Raw genomic sequence first — 23,346 nt, forward strand, 5'->3', positions numbered from 1 at the left:
CTATTGACCTTTGACTATTAACCAATGACCAAAAAACCGAAGAATCAAAAAACAGAAAAAAAACCCCCACTCCCAACTCCCAATTCCCCACTCCCCAATTTAGATGACTGGTTGGCAATTGGGAAAATTGTTGCGCCTCAAGGGTTGGCTGGAGAATTACGAGTTTATCCAGAAACGGATTTTCCCGAACGCTTTGAAGTATCGGGAACACGTTGGTTATTGCGTCCTGGGCAAACAGAACCGCAACCAATAGAATTATTAGATGGGCGTTATTTGGAAGGAAAAAACTTGTATGTGATTAGTATAGCTGGGGTGGACAATCGCAACCAAGCCGAAGAATTACGTGATTGTAGATTATTTGTCCCGGCAAGCGATCGCCCCGAATTAGGCGAAGATGAATATCATGTTGTCGATTTAATTGGTTTGGAAGTTTTCTTACAAACTTCCGGTGAATTGTTGGGGAAAGTGGTAGATGTCATCCCTGCTGGTAATGATTTACTCGAAGTGGAATTACTCAATCATGAAAAAGCTAACAAAACAGTTTTAATTCCCTTTGTTAAAGAAATCACACCAGTCGTAGATATTCCATCTCGGCGCGTGGAAATTTTACCGCCACCAGGTTTACTTGATATCAATTAAAGATTGGCTTTCTTCTAACTGCTGAGTTGCACCACCTGGTTGCGAAAAAACTAACGTTGTTAGTCCGACTGCTAACATTCCCAACCCGGCTAAGGCTAACATCGCTGTACGTTTTTTCAACTTGATTGCAGCTAGTAAAATTTCCATGACAGAAGCCTTACCTGTAACGGGAATTGATTTGAGTGCAGCTAAAGCCACTGAAGCATTCAGATAGCGGTCTTTCCAGTTAGGTTGCACCATTGTCCATAACCAAGACCGAAAACTGGGATGGAGATGATTTACTAATTTGGGAAATTGTAAGCCGCTATGACCAATATTCGCTGTTTGGGTATTGGTGAGTAAGCAAAGCAATGTTGCCCCAACACTATACAAATCTGAAGCTGGTGTCAAAGCATAACCAAACTTTTCTTCTGGGGGAATAAAACCAGGAGTACCAGCAGATAAGGTAGTGAAAGCTATTTTGGTATTTTGTTGGCGAGCCAAACCAAAATCAACTAAATAAGCATTAAGTTGCTCATCCACTAAAACATTTTCTGGTTTAATATCCCGATGAATAATTGGGTCAATTTGTTGCTGCAAATAAACCAAAATTTCTAAAAGTGAGATGGCTATCTGCTTAACTTCAGTTGGAGACAAGTTATATTTTGCCTCTAAAGGTACAGCATTTTTATACTCTAGGATTAGATAAAAATTCTTTGAGGTTGCAAAAGAATTTATGTAGCGGGGAATGCGGGGATGCTGAAGTTGTTGCAGGATAGCAATTTCCTGTTCGTAAGATTTTAAACCCGACCAATCAGTAGTTTCATGGGCAATGTTGAACTCTTTTATCACCACTGGTTGTTGAAATTTACAGTCATAAGCAAGGTAAGTAATGCGTTCATCTGCGTGATTACGTCCCAGTTCTCGAATTACTTGATAGCCTTGCACAGAAAAATCTGGATGGTGACTTACGGGAATTGTCCCTTTATTACGCACATCAAGCTCCATTACACACCACCTGAGTTTGATTTTGTCAAGGTGCAATCAGAATAAAAGGTACTCACCCGGTAAATGAAGTATGAAGTCTGAAATAGAAAAAAGAATTCAGGAGTCAGAATTCAGAAGTAAAATCATCTTGATGTCGGACTAGAAAACCTAGATAGTCTACTTCACTAATTTGAAACTCTCTGTAAATACAGAAGTTAATACTTCAGACTTCACACTTCAGACTTCACACTTGTGTTAACCAATTGATCATTTGGGTGTTGACAATCTCTGGAACTTCATCGTGGGGACAATGACCAGCGTTAGGAATGGGAACAATTTTGATATCTTTACCATTCGCACGCGCATCTTCGTAAATCTTCGCCCCAGTAATGGGTGTCCAAGGGTCATCAGCGCCCCAAATCACTAATAAAGGACGTTCAACTTTGGGTAAAAGTTCCTCTGGGCTAGGGCCTGGCGGCGCTGTCAGGATGGAAGCAAACACTTGTTGCGCTCCTGGGTCGCAAGAAGGTGTATAAAGTAAATCAACTAATTCATCAGTAACAGCAGCCCGGTTCCGGTAAACCTGATATAAAGTGCGACGAATTTGAGATTTTTGGCGGATGCGGTTAAAGACAAATTTACCAGTTAAAGGCGATCGCACCACACGATTAAAAGTCGCCATCACAATACGTAGTGGTGGGTTCAATTCGTGGGGACGATGACTCAAACCACCTGCTGAGTTAATTAACACCCCACCAGCACTAATTTCAGGATGTTCTGTTAACACTATCAAGCTAATCAGTGCGCCAATGGAGTTCCCGACAAACACCGCAGGTTCTTGAATATGCGCCGTCCAAAAATCTTTGAGTAATTCTACCCAGATTTCTACACAGTAATTTAATGGTGGTTTATCAGAACCGCCAAAACCCAACAAATCTACAGCATATACCCGATAACCAGCCTCGGCTAACACCGGGATATTTTTCCGCCAATGTCCAATAGACGCACCAAAGCCATGCACCAATACTAAGGGCTTGCCTGTACCCATGACGGTATATTGAATTTTATGCCCCTGCCAAGTCCAAATAAATTTTTCTAAATCGACTGATGGTAGTTGCTGGGTTGTTAAGGTCATTATTAAGATTCCTAAACTATTACTTTATATAGTAAAGTCTAGAGAACTTTGGGCAATGCGATCGCTCGTGCGCTACTTTGTTAACTAAACTAGGCGATCGCACTATTGTTAAGTAATCCAAATTATTTAGAGAAGTGTTCATTTCATCTGCACAACGGGCTTAATAAGTCAAGGGAATTCACATTCTCTTCACTTACTCACCGATTGGTATGGTGTGAGATGAAACACAAAAAAACTCGTTCTTTTGCTCATTTGAGCCAAGTTATCGTTGCTGCTACTTCAGTGGCAATGTTTTCGCCCATCTTTTCAGCTTCTGCAACTCCTCGGTTCTCTTCCACCATCGCGCAAACACCTGTTAACTCTACAACGCAACAACTGTTAGCAGATGAGTTAGGTAGTAAAGAGTCAGATTTACCAGAATCAGTCAAAGATGCTGTTTTAGAAGATATTTCCAGTCGCACCGGTTCACAAGCTTCAACTTTACGTGTAATTAAAGCCCAACAGCAAACTTGGTCTAATGGCTGTTTGGGTTTAAAAGCAGAAGATAACTGTTCTCAAGCAGTAGTCCCTGGTTGGCATGTAGTAGTTAGCAACGCCAAGCAAGTTTGGGTATACCGCACAGATGAGTCGGGAAGTGTTGCCAAACTTGATGAAGAGTCTACCCAGAGTTTGACAGCTTTAATTGAGCGTCGAGAAACTAGTACTCGTCAAGTTAGTCGGACTAGAGTTCAACGAAATGTCGTCGCCCAACGTAATACCCAAGTGAGTGCGGCGAGTACAGTAGTTAAAGCCAAAAAAACAGGTTTTAATCTGGCTATTTTGCAACCATCTGGGGAATTTTCGGAAGTAATTGCCCGTGTTTCCTTGAAATCGAAACGCCACAACAATTTCTTAAAAGAAAGATTTCTTGGTGACTACAAATATAAACTCAAGCACAGAGCAAAATTTGTTAAAGGTATTAAAGCAGGCGATCGCATAGTTGTCCGATTATACGATACTCAAAACCGCTTTATTGGCTACAGCGAATTTGAATCTTTATCAGCATTCAGTACTGTGAACTTAATTTTGGCGGCTAATCCCAGCGAATATCAAGTTGTTCGCACTGTCTACGGAGTTGATGCCGATGAAGACGGCACAATTGATTCTGATAGCACCACTTACGACTACTTTACCCAAGTTAGCGACCAACGGGTAACTTTTCTGAGCAGTTCTCAAACAGTGAAAGTCAACCAGTTTGAGGCAGAAAATGTATCCTCAGTTGCAGTCAATAGTGTTTATCCGACATCCTTTAGTAGTGGTAAATTTGCCTTAATACGCCAAACAATCAGCACTTTCAGTTACAGCTTGGCAGAAGCTTTAAAAGCTGAACCCGGCCGTTTAGTAGAACTTAACGAAGTTAGTGATGATGATAGTTCTACTTATGACATCGGTCAAATGATGATGAGTTACCGGGAAATTGGTGTAGCTCAAGGTATCCAATTTAAGTTTAGCGACGTTTCGAGTAACTATTGGGCTAGTGATTTTATTGCCGAGTTAGCAGCTTTGCAAGTTATTCAAGGTTTTCCTGATGGGACTTTCCGTCCTGATGAACAGGTAACTCGCGCCCAATTTGCTGCGATGATTAGCCAAGCTTTTGAAAAGGCCAACATTCGTCAGACTGTGAGCTTTAGAGATGTATCGGCAAATTATTGGGCTTACAGTGCTATCGGTAAGGCTTATTCTACGGGCTTTCTCGAAATTTCGGGGAATAAATTCAACCCCACCCAAGCCTTATCTCGTTTAGAAGTCTTGCTATCGTTAGCTAGAGGCTTAAACTACACCTTTAGCGGTTCTACAGAATCTATTTTGGCAGCTTATTCAGATGCTGCAACTATTCGCAGTGATGTGCGAAATGCGATCGCGGCACTAACAGAACGCGGTATTGTAGTTAACTATCCCAATGTTCAAACTTTGAATGCTGATAAGGTAGCCACAAGAGCCGAAGTTGCCGCTTTGATATATAAAGCGTTAGTCAGCACTGGTGAAGCTGTCGAGATTAACTCACAGTACTCTGTAGAACAAACACAGCAGCAAGCCGAACTGGAAGAAAGTAATACAAGCGCAACCAGAAAACTCCGTCGTCATTGTAACCAAGGAATTGGTAACGGTTCTGAAGGCTGCGATCCTGGTAACTCTCATCCCCACGGTGGTAGTAACGATGAAGGTGGGAGAACTCCAGGTAGAAGATAATATTCAAGTTTTGTAGAAACGCTATTCATTGTTTCTACCAATGCACAGTAGGATACAACTCCAAGGTAAAAGATGAAAATCATTTTTGATTGTCTATCTTTTACCTTCTTTTTTATCTCTAGAAATCATATTTTATTTTTGAAATGTACGTAGGATGTTGTATCGGCAAGAGTAAGGTATCTACCGCAAATTTCTTGGTGCGTTACGGCTTATACCTAACACACCCTACTGGCGTGACAAGCCTTAAATGTTGCATTATAAATTTCTTGTGGGATGGGCTTCTAGCCCGTCCGGTGCGGGCAGGATGCCCACACCACAAGAGTCATTTTTATGCTCTATTTTAGCCTTGCCACGCCACTACAGATAATACATATACTCTAGCCCCTAGATTCAATTATTATTCTGAACATAAATCTCTCTAATGGGAAATGGAATTGAAATCCCTAATTCTTGATAACGCTTGTGTAATTTCTTGACAAACAAATGTTTACCCATGCGCTGATCAAAGTATTCACTGACTCGCATATATAAAGTAAAATCGATACTAAAATCATTGAAGGTATGAAATCTAATATAAGGTTCATTGGCAATTAATTCTGGGGCAATTTCTCGCATAACATCTTTAGCAACTTCGACAGTAACTCTTTCGACTTGTTCTAAATCGCTGTCATAACTAACTCCGACGTTCATTGTTAAAGTAATTTCCTTGGCGGGGAGATGATAATTAGTGAAAATTGCTGAGGCTAATTTTGAGTTAGGGACAATCACCACATTATTAGAAAGCTCTTTAATTGTAGTATTGCGCCAAGTAATATCTGTAACGTAACCTTCGTGTCCTTCATCTAGTTTGACGTAATCTCCAGTTCTTACCTGTTTAGAAATAATTAAGTAAAAACCAGAAAATAAATTTGCTAAAGTATCTTGCAGTGCTAAACCAACAGCGATACCACCAATTCCTAACGTCGTGACTAGCGGTGTGATTGCTACACCCAATGTTTGTAAGATAATTAATATGCCTAAAATAAAAACTGCCGTTTTTACCAGATTAGAAATTAGTGAGGCTGAAACTCCTTCAGTTTTCCGTGTCCAGGAATTGACGAAACCAGCAGTCAGCCTTGCTAAAACTAAAGTGAGGGAACAGAGAAAAATAATTGTAATGATTCTTTGGCAGACAATTTTTAATTCTGGGTTGAGGTTGGGAGATGCAGCGACTAAAGCCGATGAAAAACCTGCTAATAGAAACCAAACAAAAGTAACCCGATGTAAAGCATAAAAAATTATCTGACTACCAGGGATATGTTTTTGGATAATGATTTTTTTGAACTTATGAAATAAGAATTTTTCGCAAACTATACCAATTAAAAAGCTAAATAAAATTAGGGCGGCTGGTAAAATCCATTGGGTCATAATTAATTTGATTTCTTAAATTGAATGACAAAAATTAAAGCAACATTATAAAACAATTATTGCTAAAACTCATCTGACAAAAACAGGATTATTTTAATATTTAGGTATATTTAGTATCAGATTATAGTTAAAAATACATAATATGGACTTGCCAATAATTTATCATTCAGACTATGTTGCACCTTTGCCAGAAGGACATCGTTTCCCGATGGCTAAGTTTAGTAAATTGTACGAATTACTACTAAGTGATGGGGTGGCGCAAATAGAACAGTTTCACACTCCACAGCGTCCATCACCAGAGTTGATTGAGTTAGTGCATACACCAAATTATGTGCAAGCATATTGTGATGGAACCCTAGATTATAAAGCCCAACGCCGTATCGGGTTGCCTTGGAGTCCAGCTTTAGTCAATCGTACCTGTGTGGCGGTTGGTGGTACGATACTCACGGCTCAAATGGCGTTAAGTCAGGGTTTGGCTTGCAATACGGCTGGGGGAACTCATCACGCCTTCCCCAGTTATGGATCTGGTTTTTGTATTTTCAACGATTTAGCGATCGCATCTCGCGTTTTACAAAAACTTGGACTGGTACAGAAAATTCTAATAGTCGATTTGGATGTGCATCAAGGCGACGGTACAGCTTTTATATTTGAGGATGATGCCAGTGTATTTACTTTCTCAATGCACTGTGAAATTAATTTTCCCGGTACAAAACAAAAAAGTGATTTAGATGTGCCTCTTCCTATAGGAATGGAAGATGATGCTTATTTGCAAACTTTAGCTGAATATTTGCCAGATTTGTTATCGGAGATTCGTCCTGATTTAGTATTTTACGATGCAGGGGTGGATACTCATATAGGCGATCGCTTGGGCAAATTAGCTTTAACTGATACAGGGCTATTCCGCCGAGAAATGCAAGTTTTACATACCTGTGTCAGCGCAGGTTATCCCGTCGCCTGTGTAATTGGCGGTGGATACGCCGATGATATGAAATCTCTAGTGTGGCGACATTCTCTTATTCATCGCGCTGCTAGTGAGGTTTATCGTCAGTATGGGCTTTAGAGGTTACAGGTTATAGGTGACAGGTTACAGGGGAGACAAGGGAGACAAGGGGGACAAGGGGGACAAGGAAGACACGGAAGGAATCTTTCTACCTTGTCTTCCCACTCAGCACTCAGCACTCAGCACTTTCAACTCAGCATAGAGTAATCCGATATAATCACCTCAATAACTGTGATACACCGAATATTGTGATTGCTATCTATCCCGGCAGTTTTGATCCCATTACTTTAGGACACCTTGATATTATTCAACGTGGTAGTCGGCTGTTTGACAAGGTAATTGTCGCTGTACTGCGGAATCCTAATAAAGTGCCGTTGTTCACTGTGCAGCAACGATTAGAACAAATTCGGATAGCTACGCAACACTTACCAAATGTTGAAGCAGATAGTTTTGACGGATTGACTGTAAATTATGCCCAACAGCGCCAAGCACAAGTGTTGTTACGCGGTTTACGAGCAATTTCTGACTTTGAAGTAGAATTACAGATGGCTCACACGAATAAAACTCTGTCTACTCAAATTGAAACAGTTTTTCTCGCAACATCAAATGAGTATAGTTTTTTAAGTAGTAGTGTGATAAAAGAGATCGCAAGATTTGGTGGTTCTGTCGATCATCTTGTTCCCCCGCACATTGCTTTAGATATATACAAATGCTACAACCACAACTATCCAATAGCGAACCCAACCACAACGGCAGTTATCCCTCCCCTCCAGAGTATCCCAATGGAGTCGGCAACGGGGACAACTCCCGAACAGGAGTAGATATTCAGCAAGAACTCAACCGTTTAGAAGATTTGATTTTGTCGAGTTGGCGAGTTCCCCTAACGGGGCGCACATTAATAGACGAAGACAAACTTTTTGAACAGCTTGATTTTATTCGTGTCTCCTTACCTTCGGTGTTCCAAGAAGCAACGGAAATTTTGCAACACAAGCAAGATGTGATGCTAGAAGCCGAAGAATATGGACAGCAAATTGTCGAAGCTGCCCAAGCCAAAAGAGCGCAAATTTTGGCAGAAAGTGATATTCTCAGGCAGGCGGAACACGAAGCGGAACAGCTACGGCGCAAAACCCAGCAAGAATGCGAGGCGATGATGCAAGAAACCCTTGCGGAAATTGAACGCAGGCGGCAAGCTTGTATGGAAGAATTAGAACAAATGCGTCAAACTGCGATCGCACAAGCCCAAGAAATTGAAGATGGTGCTGATCAATATGCCGATAGTGTCCTCGAAAATATCGAGCAAGACCTCAAAGATATGTTAAGAATTATCACCAATGGCAGACAACAATTACGCCAAGAAAATCAATCTCAGAATTATTCTTCAAAAAAGAAATGAGGTTAGAGGTTAGGGGCTAGAGGTTAGAGGTTAGAGACTAGAGGTTAGTATATTTTCTTGACTCAGCACTCAGCACTCAGCACTCAGCACTTAATATTGTAAGATTTTCCTAAACCTATCTTGCTTATAGGTCGAAAATCGCAGGTTATTTCTAGTGCATTGCCATGCCTTACTATCAGGATCAGTTAAGCATTTCCACAGTTGATGAGGCTTTACAACAATTATCTGTTGATCAACTAAAAAAGCTGGCAGCGTTACTAAATACTAATAGCAAACCCACACGCAAAGCGGAAATCATTGCAGTGATTCACCGTTATCTTGTGGGGGAAAATCTGCAACAATTGTGGCGAGAACTAGATCATCTGCAACAAAAGGCAGTAGCGGAAACAATTTACAACACAGATGGTTTGTTTAACGCTACAAGTTTCTACGCTAAATATCTGGAAGAACCTAATTGGGGAACATCTGACGTATACGGTTACAAGCGTCAACCATCGTTGTTGTGTTTATTTATCTACAGCAATATTATTCCTCAAGATTTACAAACACGCTTAAAAGCATTTGTTTCGCCACCAGCAGAATTTTCAATTACTAGCTTAGATAAATGTCCAGAGGTTTTTCGTTTGCAGTGGCGAGAATGGAACTGGAAAACCCGCGAACGAGAAACCCATGAAAAAGAAATTGTCGTCAAGCAGTGTGAGATGGAAACTGCTGCACAACAAGATTTACTCGCGGTACTGCGATTAATTAACGCTGGAAAACTCAGTGTTAGTGATAAAACTGGATATCCAAATAATAGTAGTATGAGTGCGATCGCCTCTGTACTGACTGGCGGCGATTATTACAACGACGACGAAGCAAAACAAGCTTACGAAAAAATCGGTTTTATTAAGCCCTTCGCCTGGGCAATGTTAGTCCAAGCCGCAGGTTTAGCCGAACTTTCTAGCAAACGCCTAGTATTAACCAAAACTGGACAAAAAGCCCTGACAAACCCACCCGCAGCCACCATCCGCAATATTTGGAAAAAATGGCTAAAAAATAAAGTATTAGACGAACTACGCCGCATAGATTCTATTAAAGGGCAAACAGGCAAAGGTAAGCAAGGTTTAACAGCCCCAGACAAACGCCGCGAAGCCATTACCAAAGCCTTAGCCGAGTGTCCTGTGGGGCGTTGGATGGGCGTTAATGAACTGTTTCGCTGCATTCTCGTCAAAGGCTACAATTTTGAAGTTACCCGCAATCCTTGGAACTTGTATATTAGTGACTCCCATTACGGTAGCTTAGGTAATGGTGGCGATGATTGGGAGATTTTGCAAGGCAGATATGCTTTATGTCTGCTATTTGAATATGTTGCCACTTTGGGGATGATTAATATCGCCTACGTTAACCCCGGCGGCGTTCGTCCTGATTATACCGACTTATGGGGAACCGATGACTTACCGTTTCTCAGCCGTTACGATGGTTTGATGTGTTTGCAATTAACACCCTTGGGTGCATATTGCTTGGGTTTGCAAAACGACTATACACCGCCACCGTTAGAAGTAAGGGCGGTATTTCGAGTATTACCAAACTTAGAAATAGCCGCGACTGGCGAACCACTTACTCCTGCTGATACTCTGGTACTGGATGTTTACGCCCAAAAAATTTCGGATGCAGTGTGGCGGTTGGAGACAGCTAAGTTACTAGGTGCGATAGAAGAAGGGCAAAGTATAACCCAATTACGAGAATTTCTGCAAGCCCGGAGTGGTCATGAAATACCAGAGACAGTCAATCAATTTTTAGCAGATATTGAAGCGCGGGGCAATAGTTTGCGCGATCGCGGTCAAGCTCGGTTGATAGAATGCACTGATGCTGCTTTAGCTGTATTAATTGCAAACGATTCTCGCACCAAAAAGCTGTGTTTCTTAGCCGGAGAAAAGCATTTAGTTGTGCCTAGCGAATCAGAAACTAAATTCCGTAACGCCGTGAAAAAGTTGGGTTATAGTATTGCGTTGAGTGGTTAGAATTTCTTATGAACGAATTAATTTTAATGCAAGTAAATTTCGGTTTCAATACAGCCAGTTTGATTGGTTTTGTGCAGATGATTTTTGCTGTAGCTTACATACTGGCTATGATAATTTTGCTAATTCAACGTGCGAGAAGATTAGAAACTTTATCTTTAATTATTTATGTTTTTCAAACTATAATTATCCCTATTTTTCTGCTAACTTCTGGGTTGATCCTAGTTTTTCAAGGCTGGCGATTAGACCCTATTTTACAATTTATGCAATTCTTACTGACTGTGTTGATTATTTATCTATGTATTAAAGATATTGTGATTAATGGGGGTTATAGAAATCGGTAGTTTAAAGTAAGCGAGCATTGTTAAACCTCAGATTAAACTTCAAATTCGACCTTGTTGTATAAATCTTGTAATTTAATTTCCAAGGGAACAGTAACTAAATTAATAAACTCATCTTCGGCATCATATTCTTGCAAAGACCATCGCTTATTAGCACTTTTAGAAAAATGTTCTACAAAAATTCTCTCCTGCTCAACTAATAAATATTCTTCAAAAGATGGTAAAGTACGATATGCTTTAAATTTTACTTCTCTATCATAATTTTCAGTAGATTTTGATAATACCTCAACAATTAATTTTGGATTTGTGATGGTATCTGTCCGATTTTCCATAAATTCTATTTTACCTGCAACAATAGAAATATCGGGATATGTATAAATACGTTGTTGAGCTATCCACAAACGCATATTGCTATTAAATACTTCATAATCTTGTTGCCTAAAAGCAAAATTCAAAATAGCATAAAAATTACCAGAAATTCGATTATGATTTGCAGTTCCACCAGCCATTGGAATAATTCTTCCGGCAATATACTCACTTTTAAAATAAGCGTTATCTTCTAAGTTTAAATATTCTTGTATGGTAAAATATTGTGGTTCTATTATTTGCACAAATTTACCTCACTTCGTCTTTTTAAAGATATTCTATTTTAATATTTTAGGCTATCTATACTATTGCTCGACAGAAGTACTATTCACATTACAAAGAATTACAAAATTATATTTCGTAGGATTTAGCTGACAAAATCATGTCTTACATCCCAGAAAATGCACTGATTGTGCAGAGCGATCGCACTATTCTTTTAGAAGTACATTCTCCCAACGCTGCTAAAGCTAGAGAAGCGATCGCACCTTTCGCTGAACTAATCAAAAGTCCCGAACATATCCACACCTACCAAATTACACCCCTAAGTATTTGGAATGCACGGGCGGCGGGGATGCAGGTGGAAGCGATGGTAGCGGCGTTGCGGGACTATGCAAAATATCCTATCCCGGAAGCAGTCGCCCAAGAAATCAGCACTTTGGGTAGTCGCTATGGCTTAACGGTAATTGAACGGGATGGAGATAATTTACTGCTGCGGATAAGTGATCAGCCTTTAGCAGAGTTGCTGTCACGGGATAAACAAGTTGCGCCTTTATTAGGTGAGCGACTTTCTGAAGTTTGCTTTCAAGTCGCGGCGAGTTTGCGCGGCGTACTCAAACAGGCTTTGTTAGGGGCTGGCTATCCGGCGGAAGATATTGCAGGTTATGTTACGGGTGATGCTTTAGCAATACAGTTGCGCGATGAGACACGCACAGGCAAAAAATTTCTGCTGCGGGACTACCAAAGTCAAGCAGCAGAAGCATTTTATCAGTCGGGAAGAGTACAAGGTGGCAGTGGCGTAATTGTGCTACCCTGCGGTGCAGGTAAGACAATTGTCGGTATGACTGCGATCGCCGCCGTGCAAGAGAGTACACTTGTACTAACAACTAGTTTAACATCGGTGCGACAGTGGCGGCGGGAATTGTTAGATAAAACAGATTTACCAGAAGATGCGATCGCAGAATACAGTGGCGAAGTCAAAAATACAGGGCCAATTACCTTATCAACTTATCAAATCCTGACTTATCGCCATCAACGCGACGGTGATTTTCCCCACTTTGATTTATTTAGTGCGCGTTCTTGGGGTTTAATTATTTACGACGAAGTTCATCTCCTCCCCGCACCAGTTTTCCGCATCACTGCTGAACTGCAAGCCCGTCGCCGCTTGGGACTCACCGCCACCTTGATTCGGGAAGATGGTAGAGAAGGTGATGTTTTTGCCCTGATTGGGCCGAAACGGTACGATGTTCCCTGGCGCGAATTGGAAGGTGAAGGTTTTATCGCCACGGCGAGTTGTACGGAAATTCGTGTATCTCAAGATAAAGAACGCCAGATGGAATATGCTTTAGCACCCAGGCGGAATCAGTTTCGTGTCGCCGCCGAAAATCCGCGCAAGCTGGAAGTTATCAAAGAGTTGTTAGCAAAAGAGTCAGGACACCGCATTTTAATTATTGGCGAATTTCTGTCGCAATTGGAAGCGATCGCCCAAGTTACCCAACTACCCCTAATCACTGGCAAAACTCCTGAAAAAGAACGAGAAAAACTTTATCAAAGCTTTCGAGAAGGCGAATTAGGCGGACTAGTTTTATCCAGAGTTGGTAACTTTGCCATTGATTTACCCGATGCAGATGTTCTCATTCAAGTATCTGGTAAATATGGTTCTCGCCAAGAAGAAGCCCAGCGTTTGGGTAGAGTTTTACGTCCTAAATCTGATGGTCGTCCCGCGCAATTTTATACTTTAGTTTCACTGCGTACTTGTGAGGAAGATTTTGCCCGTCATCGTCAGTTATTTTTAACTGAGCAAGGCTATAGTTATCAAATTGAAATTATTGATTAATTGAAAATTAAAAAGCAGATATACAGCAATCCTAGACGAGTCGTTAAAAACATAGATGTGGAAACGAACCGCCCTCCGGGTTCAGCAGTTCCTCATGGGGGAAACCCCCAAGACCGGACTGCTTCACCAAGAACGCCAAGGAAGCAAAGGTAAGAAAGAAGAAAAAGATATAGAAATTTTACAAATGATTTAGGACTGCTATATGGCAATCTTCAATGATATATAAACATCTCTCTACCTTGTTTCCCTATGTTTTCCTTGTCTCTTTTGTTCATTTCTCAAATAGTACTGCTATAGGTATTTATGAACAGCAAGCCCAATTATAAAGCAATGTCCCTAGAGGAGTTAAGAAAGTATATTTTAGAACATCGTGATGATGATGATGCTGTACACGAAGCTGTTTTACGCATTCAACAAGACGGTACAACAGTCAATACTGATGAGTTTATTGAAATAGTAAAACAACGCTTAGAAATTCAACAATGAGTAATCAGAATCGTTGTTAAAGTCACTGCTAACTTTCACCTCATTACATCCAAGACTAATTACTAAACTCTTTTTTACTTCTACCTCTGGTTGGTGAGCGTAGACGAACCACTACCTCCTACACCTACAAAGTGTAGGTAAAATCATTGACTAACATCCCAGGCACTAAACTACCACCTAATTTACGGTTTTCATAAGTGTCAACTTCAGGAATAAATTCTTGGAAATTAGTGAAATCGACTAAATTTTCTCCCCAAAAACGATAGAGACTGTCGTCAAAGCGGAGATTTTCGATGGGTGCAACGATTTCGCCGTTCTCTACCCAAAAACAGGCGTAACGGGTCATACCTGTAATTCTACCTGTGGGGCGATCGCTCCAATTTAAATAATGTAAATTCGAGACGTATAACCCTGTATCTAAGCTGGATAAAATCTGCTCAAATTTTAAATTTCCTGGACTGATTTCTGGCGTGCGTAAGGTTTCGGAACTGTTAGCACCATTAGCAGTTTTTTGATATTCTTTGGCAGTGCGCGAGTTAACTAAGCTATTTACTAATAAGCCATTGTCAATTATCGCTAACTCTGGTGCTGCCATTTCCCCTAGTTCATTAAAGCGTGGTACTAAGCCTAATTGAAAGTTTTCTTTTAAGCTAAATTTGGCAGATAACTGTTTTTCTTTACGAGATAAAGCAGCTAAAGCACTGTTTCCTTGTTGGATATCTGCTTCACTGACAGCACCCCAAGAAAGCATCTGTAATAAATCAGCCACAGCCGCAGGTGCAAAATAAGTTTTATACTGCCCTCTAGGTAACTCTTTTGCTGGATGTGATAGCAACTTTATTTGTTTTTTTGCTTCGTTGATTTTTGCTGCGTAACTTGCTACATCCCAATTATTACCAGCAAATGTACCTTTTACAGCTTTACCCGAATTAATAAACAATGAATAATCTAGTGTGAAAGTATCGGTGGCAAACCAATGCTTTTGACCACTAGAATCGCCATAAGCTTTAATTACTATACCCCCAGCATAAATACCAGTAAAATCGAGTTCTGTGACTTCTGCTAAGATGCTAGAAACTACGGCTTCTGGTGCTAATAAATTACTATGATGAACTTCCCTACTCGTATTATTGCCGGAAGGCAAAACTAAATAAGGGTCAATCGGTAATATAGTTATTTCATCGCGTAATTCTTGTAAAGCTTGATGTGCTTTTTGCCAATCTTTTTCCCAATTGCCGGTAAAGGGAAACTGTCTAGAACTACTGCGTTGCTCTGCCATTAAAGTTAGTTCAATCGACCCATCAGCTACACAGCCAGTTTGTCTAACTTTCGCATGATTAAACCGCGTAAATTGACTTTGTTCGCTGCTGAGTTTGAGGGTAAATTCCTCATGCTCTAATTTTTTGATGAGCAGAGTTTCTAACAACTGATTAAAGCTAGATTCTAAAGCAGTTAATTCTTGTTTCATTGGTATGACACACTTGACAAGGAAAATGAGATGGAAGCAAGGGCGATAATAAAAACTTAGCACTCAGCACGGGCTAAACGCCCCGCTACCGCTAACAGCACTCAGCACTTTCTTCAACTCCCTCCCCCAAAGACTTCAACATTAGCAAATACACAAACTGGTGAACCATGTCCTACCCAAATTGCTTGGTTTGGTTCGCCTTTACCACAGTATGGAGTGCCGTACATTTGCCAGCTATCTTGATTGCCGATTTTGATTAAGCTGTGCCAAAATTCTGGGGTTGTGGCGCGATAGTTGGGGTTGCGGAGGGTTTTGGTGAGTTTGCCATTTTCAATTAATTTGGCATATTCGCAGCCAAATTGGAATTTATAACGGCGATCGTCAATTGACCAAGAACGATTTGATTCCATGTAAACGCCATGTTCTATGTCGCTGATGATTTCTGCAAAGGTCGCGTTTCCTGCTTCTAGGTTTAAGTTAGCCATACGGTCAATTGCTGGGCGATTCCAGGAACAAGCACGGGCGCAAGCTACTCCAGGGACTCCGGCTCTGGCTTGACTTTCTAAACTGCCTAAACCCCGTTGTAATACGCCTTCTTTAATCACATATTCCCGTGTAGCAACTGCGCCAGTATCATCAAAACCATAGCTGGCATACTCACCCGGCACTGTGGGGTCAAAGGTAATATTCATTAATGGCGAACCGTAGACTAGCTGACCAAAATCTTGGGTGGAGACAAAGCTACCGCCAGCATAGTTGCGCTCATCGCCTAAAATTCGGTCGATTTCTAGGGGATGTCCGACGCTTTCATGAATTTGCAGCATCATTTGGTCTGGGGCTAAGACCAAGTTGGTACAGGTATTGGGGCATTCTTCGGCGGTTAACAGTTCTAGAGCTTGTTCTCCTACTTGCTGTACCCGTTGCCATAGATGTTCTTGTCTTAAAACTTCCCATCCACCTTGATAACAATGCGCTTGCCAACCGTTGTTTGTACGCTGTTGGACAATTGCGCCGTCTTGGGCGATCGCACCATAATTAGTCCCTAAAGAAATAAACTTTTGATATACTTCTGAACCATTGCTGCTGACAAACCAGCTTTCTCTCTCACTGGTGCTGATGCTGGCTGTGGTTTGGACAATTTTGTCGTGTACTTTTAGCGTCCGGCACATCCGCACCAACAAATCATTGATTTCTCCGGGACTCAGCGTGTCTAAGGGTTCTAAAAATGGCGAGTTGTATTCACCAACAACTTTAGGACGTTCGGTTTCTTTAAACGGATATATCCACCATTTACTAGCAGCAAGTGCTTGTTTATAGGCGATTTGTGCCGCAGATTCTAAAGATTCTAGTTCTAATGAGTTGGTAGCTGCATAACCCAGACAGCCATTCACCAAAACTTCGATCATGGCTCCCTCAGTGGTAGATTTACCGTTAGCCTGGGGTATACCATCGCGCACATAACGGTTGGCGGCTGTTTCTCTGACGGCTCTGATCCCGATCCAATCAGCCGGAATATGAAAACTAGCGATCGCTTTTGTTAATTCAGACCACATAATAATTGAAAGGTAAATTTCCTGATTTTGTAATTGACAATTTCGTTTTTTTATGGGTTTTTTCTGTTTTACTAATTCCGTATTAGCTATCAACTAACCAGATATTAGGCAAACTCTGTAATATACTCTGCTTTTCTTAAAAGCTGGAAAATTTTTATGTTTTTTAACAAAATTGGTTGTATTTGATACTAATTTGTATCGCGTAACTTTTACCCTAATCGCTGTAAATTATCAGACCTGACCTGCTTTTTCAAGACTGTTATGACCACACAGTCTCAAAGTTAAATTTAGTGCAATAATGCAGAAACCAGCCATTAATCAAGAAAGTTGTAAATTCCAGAAGAAATTGGTTGCTAAGTAATGTCATGAAAATATAACATTACTTCTATATATCGGTTTTGGGTGATGAAAATTTACCAAAATAATGGCTTTTGTAGTTGAGTTTTTTTCCTCAAATAAATCGCAATGTGAAGTTTACAAAAGTCGAAATATAGTAATCATAGTTGATTTATCAATTCTGAATTCAGGAGTCAGAATTCAGAATTAAATTCTGTGTGGCGACAATTACTAGATAGATTGCTATCTAATTAGTCTGTTGCGTTGATTGGTTGATTAATTGTTAGTTGAGACTGGGTGTAGGGGTGTATGGTTTTTTTCCGATTCAAACCTTAACCGTGAAAACTATTCTCAGTAGAGACGTTGTACATAACGTCTCTACTTTAGAGAAATATCCAATTTTCGAGAGAGATATTTTTCTTTTTCCCCCTGTTCCCTGCCCACTGCCTAAAAGTCCCTAACTCCTATGCCAGCGTATACCTTCAGAACTATCAATTAAGGTAATACCTTTGGCTTGTAGTTCATTGCGGATGCGATCGCCTTCGGCAAAATTCCGCGCTTTTCTGGCGGCTTGGCGTTGTTGAATTAAATCTTCAATTTCCGCATCACTTAAACCATCATTTACAGTAGTTTCTGCCTCTGGCTGGGCGGTTAAACCTAAAACCTCTGCTAAAGTAACGAGTGTTTGCCATTGTTTTTGCAGTTCATCGGCGGGTGTGTCAGTTTTGCCTTCATGAACGATAATATTTCCTTCACGGCGGAGTTCTTTGGCTAATTCAAACAACACCGATACCCCACCAGGGAAATTAAAGTCATCGTTGACAGCTTCTTTGAAACGTTCAACAAATTCAGGGAGTGGCGAAGAATTTACTTCCCAGCCAAGTTGTTTGCCGTATTGATGACCAAACAGTAAACCTTCTTTGAGGGTGTGCCAACCGTTGGTGGCAGCAGCGATCGCATCATCGGTAAAATCAAGAGGCTTACGATATTGCGCCATCAAGACAAATAAGCGTAGTGCCATTGGGTCAACATTGCGATCAAGCAAGTCGCGGATGGTGGTAAAGTTGCCCAAAGACTTGGACATTTTCTCACCGTCCACCTTTACCATACCGTTGTGTAACCAGTAATTTGCTAAAGGCTTACCTGTGACGGCTTCCGATTGAGCAATTTCATTTTCGTGGTGAGGGAAAATTAAGTCAGCACCGCCAGCATGAATATCTATTGTCTCACCCAAGCGATCGCGCACCATCGCCGAGCATTCAATATGCCATCCCGGACGGCCAGCACCCCAAGGTGATTCCCAAGCAGGTTCGCCGGGTTTGGCGGCTTTCCACAAGGCAAAATCAAAGGGGTCTTTTTTCTTCTGATACTCTGGGTCTTCTATATTAACGCGATCGCTTGCTCCAGCCTGCATATCTTCCAACTTGCGACCAGAAAGCTTACCATACTCACCAAACTGGCGCACAGCATAGTAAACATCCCCATCAGAAGGGTAAGCAAAGCCTTTATTTTCCAACTCATGAATTAATCGCTGAATCCCGTTCATTGTATGTGTCGCGCGGGGATATTCATCAGCTTCTTTAATTCCTAAGCGTGCCATATCTTCAAAATATGCCTTGATGAACCGTTCCGCTACAGTTTCCATTGATGAATGTTCTTGTCGGGCGCGGTTGAGAATTTTGTCATCAACATCAGTAAAATTCTGCACATAGCGCACTTCATAACCGATAAACTGGAGATAGCGGCGCACAACATCCCAAACAATGCAAGCTCTAGCATGACCCAAATGACAGTAGTCATAGACCGTCACGCCGCAGTAATACATCTTAACCTTGCCTGGTTCGACTGTTTCAAACGGTTCTTGACGACGGGTGAGGGTATTGTAAACAGTTAGGGTCATAACAGAGTAATGCTGCAATAGAGGGATACGCAATAATAGGGTAAAACAACTGGAAAGTTTATCCAGCATCCCTATGCTAGTGTTTTCTGGACTATCTGCGCTACCCTTTGTAAATGTTAGAGAAATATGAGTGAAAAGAATTTGGATAAGGCGTATAAGGGTGTAATGATTTTAAACACCTACACCCCCAGGACTTACGCATCAAAATTTTCTGTGGGGATTGGGTGTGAGGGTGAAAGGGTATGGGGTGTAAGGGTTTTGGATAATTACACCCTTACACCCTCATACCCCTGCACCCTGTTCTAAAACCTTATTTTTTCGTTTTTTTGCGTAAGTCCTAACCCCTAAACCCTGATTTCCTTACACCCGACCCCAACGGGTAGCCGCAACTTAGAAAAGTTTTCTATTTTTTGATTTGTTTGATAATCGCGTTATGCAATCAGCAGTGAATTCTGAATCTCAATCAATGGATGCGCCAAAACAAGGTTTACCAGTCACGATTATTACTGGATTTCTTGGTAGCGGCAAAACGACCTTACTAAATCATATTCTCACAAACCAACAAGGTTTAAAAACTGCCGTGTTGGTGAATGAGTTTGGTGAAATTGGCATTGACAACGAGTTAATTATTGCCACCGATGATAATAACAATATGGTGGAATTAAGTAACGGTTGTATCTGCTGTACAATCAATAATGATTTAGTGGATGCCGTTTATAAAGTATTAGAACGGGAAGAAAAACTAGATTATCTAGTCGTAGAAACCACCGGACTAGCAGATCCGCTACCAGTTGCCTTAACATTTTTAGGCACAGAACTGCGAGATTTAACTCGTCTAGATTCGATTATCACTGTCGTAGATGCAGCTAATTACAGCTTAGATTTATTCAACTCCCAAGCAGCTTACAGCCAAATTGCTTACGGTGATGTGATTTTGTTGAATAAAACAGATTTGGTTGATGAAGCAACTTTGACTCAGTTAGAAGCAAAAATCAACGAAGTCAAAGAAGGTGCGAGAATTTTGCGTACCAAGCGATCGCAAGTACCACTCGCCTTAATTCTCAGTGTAGGATTATTTGAGTCTGATAAGTATTTTGACACCGTTGATGAGCATGATCATCATGATCATGACCATCACGACCATGACCACGACCATTCAACCTGCGGTCACGACCATCACGACCACGACCACGACCACTCAACCTGCGGTCACGACCATCACGACCACGACCATCATCACCACCATCATTCCGACCATTTAGAAAATGATGGCTTCACTTCCATATCCTTCCAAAGCGACAAGCCATTTTCTATTAGGAAGTTCCAGTATTTCCTAGATAACCAACTACCCACAAACATTTTCCGTGCTAAGGGTGTAATGTGGTTTGATGAAAGTCCCAAACGCCACATTTTCCACCTCTGCGGTAAACGCTTCACCTTAGATGATGACGAGTGGAAAGGCGAACCCAAAAACCAACTTGTGCTAATTGGTCAAAATCTCGACCGCGAAACTTTACTAGCACAAATAGAAAACTGTGTTTGTCTACCTTCCGTCAGTCGTGGTAAAGGCTTCGGAAAGTAAAAAGTTAAAAGTCAAAAGTCAAAAACATTTCTTTTTACTTTTTCCCTTTTACTTTTTACTTTATTTATGCGCGTTATCATCCAGCGAGTGAAATCATCCCAAGTAATCGTTAACGGTGAAATCATCAGCAAAATCGAACGAGGCTTAAATTTACTCGTAGGTATTGCCGATACTGACACAGATGCAGAACTCGACTGGATGGCGCGTAAATGCTTAGAATTGCGCCTGTTTCCCGATGATGAAGGTGGAGACAGATGGCAAAAATCTGTGCAAGAAATTAACGGTGAATTGTTAGTAGTGAGTCAATTCACCCTTTATGGTGACTGTCGCAAAGGTCGCCGTCCGTCTTTTGACCGTTCTGCATCGCCTCAAACAGCAGAAGATTTATACAACAGCTTTATTGACAAGTTACACGCCAGTGGTTTAAGAGTCGAAACAGGTAAATTTGGCGCAATGATGGAAGTTTCCATCGAAAACGATGGCCCTGTAACTTTATTCTTGGAACGGGAAGCAGTATAAACAAGTACTAGACACTGAGTAAAAATATTACTAGTACAGGTCGGCGTAAATAAACAGACCACACTTCGGCTACGCTCAGTGACCATAAAAAATTGCTAAAAGGCTTGTGGTATCGTTATTCTTTCTTTTTCCTTTTGCCTTTTTACTTTTGCCTTGTTGTACTAGCCTCTAGCTTCTATTCCCTAGCCTCTCATCACGTCTGCCTTTTTAATAGACTACTGAGTTCTAAATGATGAGAGAATATTAAATCAATGATCACAAAACTTTAAATTCTTTCATCATGGCAAAAATCCAGTTTTCTAGAGGTGTTAACGAAGATGTAGTACCAGATGTACGTTTAACGCGATCGCGTAGTGGTGATACTGGTACAGCAACATTTGTTTTTACAAATCCCAAAATTCTAGACCAAGGCAACACAGACGAAGTCACCGGGATGTATATGCTTGACGAAGAAGGCGAAATAGTTACCCGCGAAGTTAAGGTAAAATTCATCAACGGTAGAGCAGAAGCCTTAGAAGCTATTTACATTATGAAATCTTCTGACGAATGGGATCGCTTTATGCGCTTTATGGAGCGATATGCTGAAGAAAATGGTTTGGGGTTGAGTAAATCTTAAGCAACCGACGGAAGTATGAAGTGTAAAGTGTGAAGTGTGAAGTGTGAAGTCTAAAATAAACGCTTTAACCTTCATTCTTCATCTTTTTTTGCCATTGAAACTCATTGAAAATTTCCACTCGGATGATGCAAACACCCCATCCAGACACAGCAGCAATGACGGTAACTTGCGCTATAGTTACCGTCAGCGACACCCGCACCCCAGAAACAGACAAAAGTGGACAACTAATCAAGCAATTATTGTTAGGTGCAAATCATAGCATTGCCGCCTACACAATTATTAAAGATGAACCAACGCAGATTCAAGAACAAATAGAATCGCTGGGTCAACATGCTAATTTAGACGCAATAATTTTCAATGGTGGTACAGGTATCGCACCTAGAGATACCACTTATGATGCTATTGAAAAATTATTAGAAAAAACTCTACCGGGATTCGGAGAGATATTTAGATTCTTAAGTTATCAAGAAATTGGTTCTCGTGCGATCGCATCTCGCGCCGTTGCTGGGGTTTACCAAAATAAATTAATCTTCTCTCTCCCTGGTTCTAGTAACGCTGTGCGATTAGGTATGGAAAAATTGATATTACCTGAACTAACTCATTTAGTCAGCCAGATGAGGAAATAATAACTGATAGAACTTAGGCATACTCTACGATTTCTTGGCATTCTTGAAGACTTGGCGGTAGACTTCAGACTTTTCGTACTAGTTAATCAAATAACTGCGCCAAACAGGTTGAGATTCTTTACTAGTTTTATCGGGTAGTAGTAACCGCCAAGTTTTACCTTCTTGTTGAATTTGCAAGTAAAGTTCAAAAGGCTGTTGCAGTTGCTTCAACTGTCGCTGTGGTAGGTTGATGATTAAATCGTATTTTCCTTTGACGCGGAAAGCAGGTAAATTTTTAATTGTCAGTGCCTTTTCTTCAGCAATTTTCAGATGCTTAATTTCAAATCCCTGAAAATCTATATCTAATTTTTGGCTGAGGTCTTGTTTGGTTTGCTCTAGCTCAAGTGCGATCGCTTTTTCTACCAACTCGCTTGTAGGCAGCAGTCCAATAGTACCACAAGCCGTTAACAACACTAGCAAAACCATTGCAACAAACAATCGCACCATTTCTAGATATTCTCCTCTCCAGGGCTAGTATAGCGGTATATGTCTAAAATTTAGCTATTTACTATGTTAAATAGCAACAATGTATTCAATTTTACCTGTTCAACACATAATTGCATCTAACTTATAACTAAAGTCAGACATCCTTTTAGCATTAATTCAATATCTTGATGAAGAGTCTTATCCAGCTTTGGGTTCTGAGATATCCTAATTTCTGCTCATCATAACTTTATAGATTTGTAAATTTT

At 40.8% G+C, this 23,346-nt stretch carries 22 protein-coding genes; 14 read left to right on the forward strand and 8 right to left on the reverse strand.

Features of this window, described 5'->3' with window-relative positions:
• The first annotated feature begins 24 nt into the window (after nucleotides 1-24).
• Nucleotides 25-639: a ribosome maturation factor RimM gene (gene rimM, locus H6G75_RS17660; protein WP_190981321.1), complete on the forward strand. Its 615-nt coding sequence runs from the start codon at nucleotides 25-27 to the stop codon at nucleotides 637-639.
• Here the strand turns inward: rimM and H6G75_RS17665 are convergent.
• Complete coding sequence (locus tag H6G75_RS17665) at nucleotides 622-1,626, reverse strand: serine/threonine-protein kinase (protein WP_190981322.1); 1,005 nt, start codon at nucleotides 1,624-1,626, stop codon at nucleotides 622-624. The two genes, rimM and H6G75_RS17665, sit on opposite strands and share 18 nt — an antisense overlap.
• A 223-nt stretch (nucleotides 1,627-1,849) precedes the next feature.
• Nucleotides 1,850-2,740 (reverse strand): alpha/beta fold hydrolase, encoded by an 891-nt coding sequence (locus H6G75_RS17670; RefSeq protein ID WP_190981323.1) that lies wholly within the window; start codon nucleotides 2,738-2,740, stop codon nucleotides 1,850-1,852.
• 219 nt (nucleotides 2,741-2,959) lie between these two features.
• On the opposite strand from H6G75_RS17670, the gene H6G75_RS17675 reads away from it, so the two are divergent.
• Entirely contained in the window at nucleotides 2,960-4,969 is a 2,010-nt protein-coding gene (locus tag H6G75_RS17675; RefSeq protein ID WP_190981324.1) for an S-layer homology domain-containing protein, read from the forward strand.
• Between the two features lie 390 nt (nucleotides 4,970-5,359).
• Here the strand turns inward: H6G75_RS17675 and H6G75_RS17680 are convergent, their stop codons facing one another.
• Nucleotides 5,360-6,376 (reverse strand): mechanosensitive ion channel family protein, encoded by a 1,017-nt coding sequence (locus tag H6G75_RS17680; protein ID WP_190981325.1) that lies wholly within the window; start codon nucleotides 6,374-6,376, stop codon nucleotides 5,360-5,362.
• Nucleotides 6,377-6,518: 142 nt separating this feature from the next.
• Between H6G75_RS17680 and H6G75_RS17685 the strand changes: the two genes are divergently transcribed.
• The 5 genes from H6G75_RS17685 to H6G75_RS17705 all read left to right on the forward strand — a co-directional run bounded on the left by H6G75_RS17685 (nucleotide 6,519) and on the right by H6G75_RS17705 (nucleotide 11,113).
• Nucleotides 6,519-7,436 carry a histone deacetylase gene (locus H6G75_RS17685; protein ID WP_190981326.1) on the forward strand — a complete coding sequence of 306 codons (918 nt, stop codon included), beginning with the start codon at nucleotides 6,519-6,521 and terminating at the stop codon, nucleotides 7,434-7,436.
• A 188-nt stretch (nucleotides 7,437-7,624) separates the two neighbouring features.
• On the forward strand, nucleotides 7,625-8,197 hold the full coding sequence (gene coaD, locus H6G75_RS17690; protein WP_190981327.1) for a pantetheine-phosphate adenylyltransferase: 573 nt from the start codon (nucleotides 7,625-7,627) through the stop codon (nucleotides 8,195-8,197).
• Nucleotides 8,086-8,769, forward strand: a complete 684-nt coding sequence (locus H6G75_RS17695; protein ID WP_190981328.1) for a DivIVA domain-containing protein — start codon at nucleotides 8,086-8,088, stop codon at nucleotides 8,767-8,769. The genes coaD and H6G75_RS17695 overlap by 112 nt, the downstream gene beginning before the upstream one ends.
• A 164-nt stretch (nucleotides 8,770-8,933) precedes the next feature.
• The gene (locus H6G75_RS17700; protein ID WP_190981329.1) at nucleotides 8,934-10,772 is read left to right on the forward strand and encodes a helicase-associated domain-containing protein; all 1,839 of its coding nucleotides are present in this window, start codon (nucleotides 8,934-8,936) and stop codon (nucleotides 10,770-10,772) included.
• 8 nt (nucleotides 10,773-10,780) lie between these two features.
• Entirely contained in the window at nucleotides 10,781-11,113 is a 333-nt protein-coding gene (locus tag H6G75_RS17705) for a Ycf66 family protein (protein ID WP_190981330.1), read from the forward strand.
• 32 nt (nucleotides 11,114-11,145) lie between these two features.
• On the opposite strand, the gene H6G75_RS17710 is transcribed toward H6G75_RS17705, so the two are convergent.
• Nucleotides 11,146-11,721, reverse strand: a complete 576-nt coding sequence (locus tag H6G75_RS17710) for a Uma2 family endonuclease (protein ID WP_190981331.1) — start codon at nucleotides 11,719-11,721, stop codon at nucleotides 11,146-11,148.
• A gap of 137 nt (nucleotides 11,722-11,858) precedes the next feature.
• Between H6G75_RS17710 and H6G75_RS17715 the strand changes: the two genes are divergently transcribed.
• The 3 genes from H6G75_RS17715 to H6G75_RS17725 all read left to right on the forward strand — a co-directional run bounded on the left by H6G75_RS17715 (nucleotide 11,859) and on the right by H6G75_RS17725 (nucleotide 14,015).
• Entirely contained in the window at nucleotides 11,859-13,529 is a 1,671-nt protein-coding gene (locus H6G75_RS17715; RefSeq protein WP_190981332.1) for a DNA repair helicase XPB, read from the forward strand.
• A 55-nt stretch (nucleotides 13,530-13,584) separates the two neighbouring features.
• Entirely contained in the window at nucleotides 13,585-13,722 is a 138-nt protein-coding gene (locus H6G75_RS17720) for a hypothetical protein (RefSeq protein ID WP_190981333.1), read from the forward strand.
• A 110-nt stretch (nucleotides 13,723-13,832) separates the two neighbouring features.
• Nucleotides 13,833-14,015: a DUF6887 family protein gene (locus tag H6G75_RS17725; RefSeq protein WP_190981334.1), complete on the forward strand. Its 183-nt coding sequence runs from the start codon at nucleotides 13,833-13,835 to the stop codon at nucleotides 14,013-14,015.
• A 124-nt stretch (nucleotides 14,016-14,139) separates the two neighbouring features.
• Here the strand turns inward: H6G75_RS17725 and H6G75_RS17730 are convergent, their stop codons facing one another.
• The 3 genes from H6G75_RS17730 to cysS form a co-directional block, all read right to left on the reverse strand.
• A complete protein-coding gene (locus tag H6G75_RS17730) occupies nucleotides 14,140-15,483 on the reverse strand; it encodes a TldD/PmbA family protein (protein ID WP_190981335.1) in 1,344 nt (447 codons plus the stop codon).
• A 113-nt stretch (nucleotides 15,484-15,596) separates the two neighbouring features.
• Complete coding sequence (locus H6G75_RS17735; protein ID WP_190981336.1) at nucleotides 15,597-17,036, reverse strand: TldD/PmbA family protein; 1,440 nt, start codon at nucleotides 17,034-17,036, stop codon at nucleotides 15,597-15,599.
• Nucleotides 17,037-17,829: 793 nt separating this feature from the next.
• Entirely contained in the window at nucleotides 17,830-19,272 is a 1,443-nt protein-coding gene (gene cysS, locus H6G75_RS17740; protein WP_190981337.1) for a cysteine--tRNA ligase, read from the reverse strand.
• A 433-nt stretch (nucleotides 19,273-19,705) separates the two neighbouring features.
• Between cysS and H6G75_RS17745 the strand changes: the two genes are divergently transcribed.
• The 4 genes from H6G75_RS17745 to H6G75_RS17760 all read left to right on the forward strand — a co-directional run bounded on the left by H6G75_RS17745 (nucleotide 19,706) and on the right by H6G75_RS17760 (nucleotide 22,615).
• Nucleotides 19,706-20,854 (forward strand): GTP-binding protein, encoded by a 1,149-nt coding sequence (locus H6G75_RS17745; RefSeq protein WP_190981338.1) that lies wholly within the window; start codon nucleotides 19,706-19,708, stop codon nucleotides 20,852-20,854.
• Between the two features lie 66 nt (nucleotides 20,855-20,920).
• On the forward strand, nucleotides 20,921-21,373 hold the full coding sequence (gene dtd, locus H6G75_RS17750; RefSeq protein WP_190981339.1) for a D-aminoacyl-tRNA deacylase: 453 nt from the start codon (nucleotides 20,921-20,923) through the stop codon (nucleotides 21,371-21,373).
• 280 nt (nucleotides 21,374-21,653) lie between these two features.
• Entirely contained in the window at nucleotides 21,654-21,989 is a 336-nt protein-coding gene (gene psb28, locus H6G75_RS17755; RefSeq protein ID WP_190981340.1) for a photosystem II reaction center protein Psb28, read from the forward strand.
• Between the two features lie 122 nt (nucleotides 21,990-22,111).
• The gene (locus H6G75_RS17760; RefSeq protein WP_190981383.1) at nucleotides 22,112-22,615 is read left to right on the forward strand and encodes a molybdenum cofactor biosynthesis protein B; all 504 of its coding nucleotides are present in this window, start codon (nucleotides 22,112-22,114) and stop codon (nucleotides 22,613-22,615) included.
• Nucleotides 22,616-22,693: 78 nt separating this feature from the next.
• Here H6G75_RS17760 and H6G75_RS17765 read toward each other — a convergent pair whose 3' ends face one another.
• A complete protein-coding gene (locus H6G75_RS17765; protein ID WP_190981341.1) occupies nucleotides 22,694-23,101 on the reverse strand; it encodes a hypothetical protein in 408 nt (135 codons plus the stop codon).
• Nucleotides 23,102-23,346: the final 245 nt, after the last annotated feature.

Origin of the sequence: Nostoc sp. FACHB-280 (genome assembly GCF_014697615.1) — a bacterium.
Classification (GTDB): Bacteria; Cyanobacteriota; Cyanobacteriia; order Cyanobacteriales; family Nostocaceae; genus Nostoc_B.

Excerpts from the sequence above, each read along its gene's own strand:
- H6G75_RS17685 (WP_190981326.1), top strand. The coding sequence starts at position 6,519 with ATGGACTTGCCAATAATTTATCATTCAGACTATGTTGCACCTTTGCCA.
- psb28 (WP_190981340.1), top strand. The coding sequence starts at position 21,654 with ATGGCAAAAATCCAGTTTTCTAGAGGTGTTAACGAAGATGTAGTACCA.
- H6G75_RS17745 (WP_190981338.1), top strand. The coding sequence starts at position 19,706 with ATGCAATCAGCAGTGAATTCTGAATCTCAATCAATGGATGCGCCAAAA.
- H6G75_RS17680 (WP_190981325.1), bottom strand. The coding sequence starts at position 6,376 with ATGACCCAATGGATTTTACCAGCCGCCCTAATTTTATTTAGCTTTTTA.
- H6G75_RS17720 (WP_190981333.1), top strand. The coding sequence starts at position 13,585 with ATGTGGAAACGAACCGCCCTCCGGGTTCAGCAGTTCCTCATGGGGGAA.
- H6G75_RS17700 (WP_190981329.1), top strand. The coding sequence starts at position 8,934 with ATGCCTTACTATCAGGATCAGTTAAGCATTTCCACAGTTGATGAGGCT.
- H6G75_RS17665 (WP_190981322.1), bottom strand. The coding sequence starts at position 1,626 with ATGGAGCTTGATGTGCGTAATAAAGGGACAATTCCCGTAAGTCACCAT.
- H6G75_RS17705 (WP_190981330.1), top strand. The coding sequence starts at position 10,781 with ATGAACGAATTAATTTTAATGCAAGTAAATTTCGGTTTCAATACAGCC.
- H6G75_RS17765 (WP_190981341.1), bottom strand. The coding sequence starts at position 23,101 with ATGGTGCGATTGTTTGTTGCAATGGTTTTGCTAGTGTTGTTAACGGCT.
- H6G75_RS17725 (WP_190981334.1), top strand. The coding sequence starts at position 13,833 with ATGAACAGCAAGCCCAATTATAAAGCAATGTCCCTAGAGGAGTTAAGA.
- H6G75_RS17675 (WP_190981324.1), top strand. The coding sequence starts at position 2,960 with ATGAAACACAAAAAAACTCGTTCTTTTGCTCATTTGAGCCAAGTTATC.
- H6G75_RS17715 (WP_190981332.1), top strand. The coding sequence starts at position 11,859 with ATGTCTTACATCCCAGAAAATGCACTGATTGTGCAGAGCGATCGCACT.
- H6G75_RS17760 (WP_190981383.1), top strand. The coding sequence starts at position 22,112 with ATGATGCAAACACCCCATCCAGACACAGCAGCAATGACGGTAACTTGC.
- H6G75_RS17730 (WP_190981335.1), bottom strand. The coding sequence starts at position 15,483 with ATGAAACAAGAATTAACTGCTTTAGAATCTAGCTTTAATCAGTTGTTA.
- H6G75_RS17695 (WP_190981328.1), top strand. The coding sequence starts at position 8,086 with ATGCTACAACCACAACTATCCAATAGCGAACCCAACCACAACGGCAGT.
- dtd (WP_190981339.1), top strand. The coding sequence starts at position 20,921 with ATGCGCGTTATCATCCAGCGAGTGAAATCATCCCAAGTAATCGTTAAC.
- cysS (WP_190981337.1), bottom strand. The coding sequence starts at position 19,272 with ATGACCCTAACTGTTTACAATACCCTCACCCGTCGTCAAGAACCGTTT.
- H6G75_RS17670 (WP_190981323.1), bottom strand. The coding sequence starts at position 2,740 with ATGACCTTAACAACCCAGCAACTACCATCAGTCGATTTAGAAAAATTT.
- H6G75_RS17735 (WP_190981336.1), bottom strand. The coding sequence starts at position 17,036 with ATGTGGTCTGAATTAACAAAAGCGATCGCTAGTTTTCATATTCCGGCT.
- rimM (WP_190981321.1), top strand. The coding sequence starts at position 25 with ATGACCAAAAAACCGAAGAATCAAAAAACAGAAAAAAAACCCCCACTC.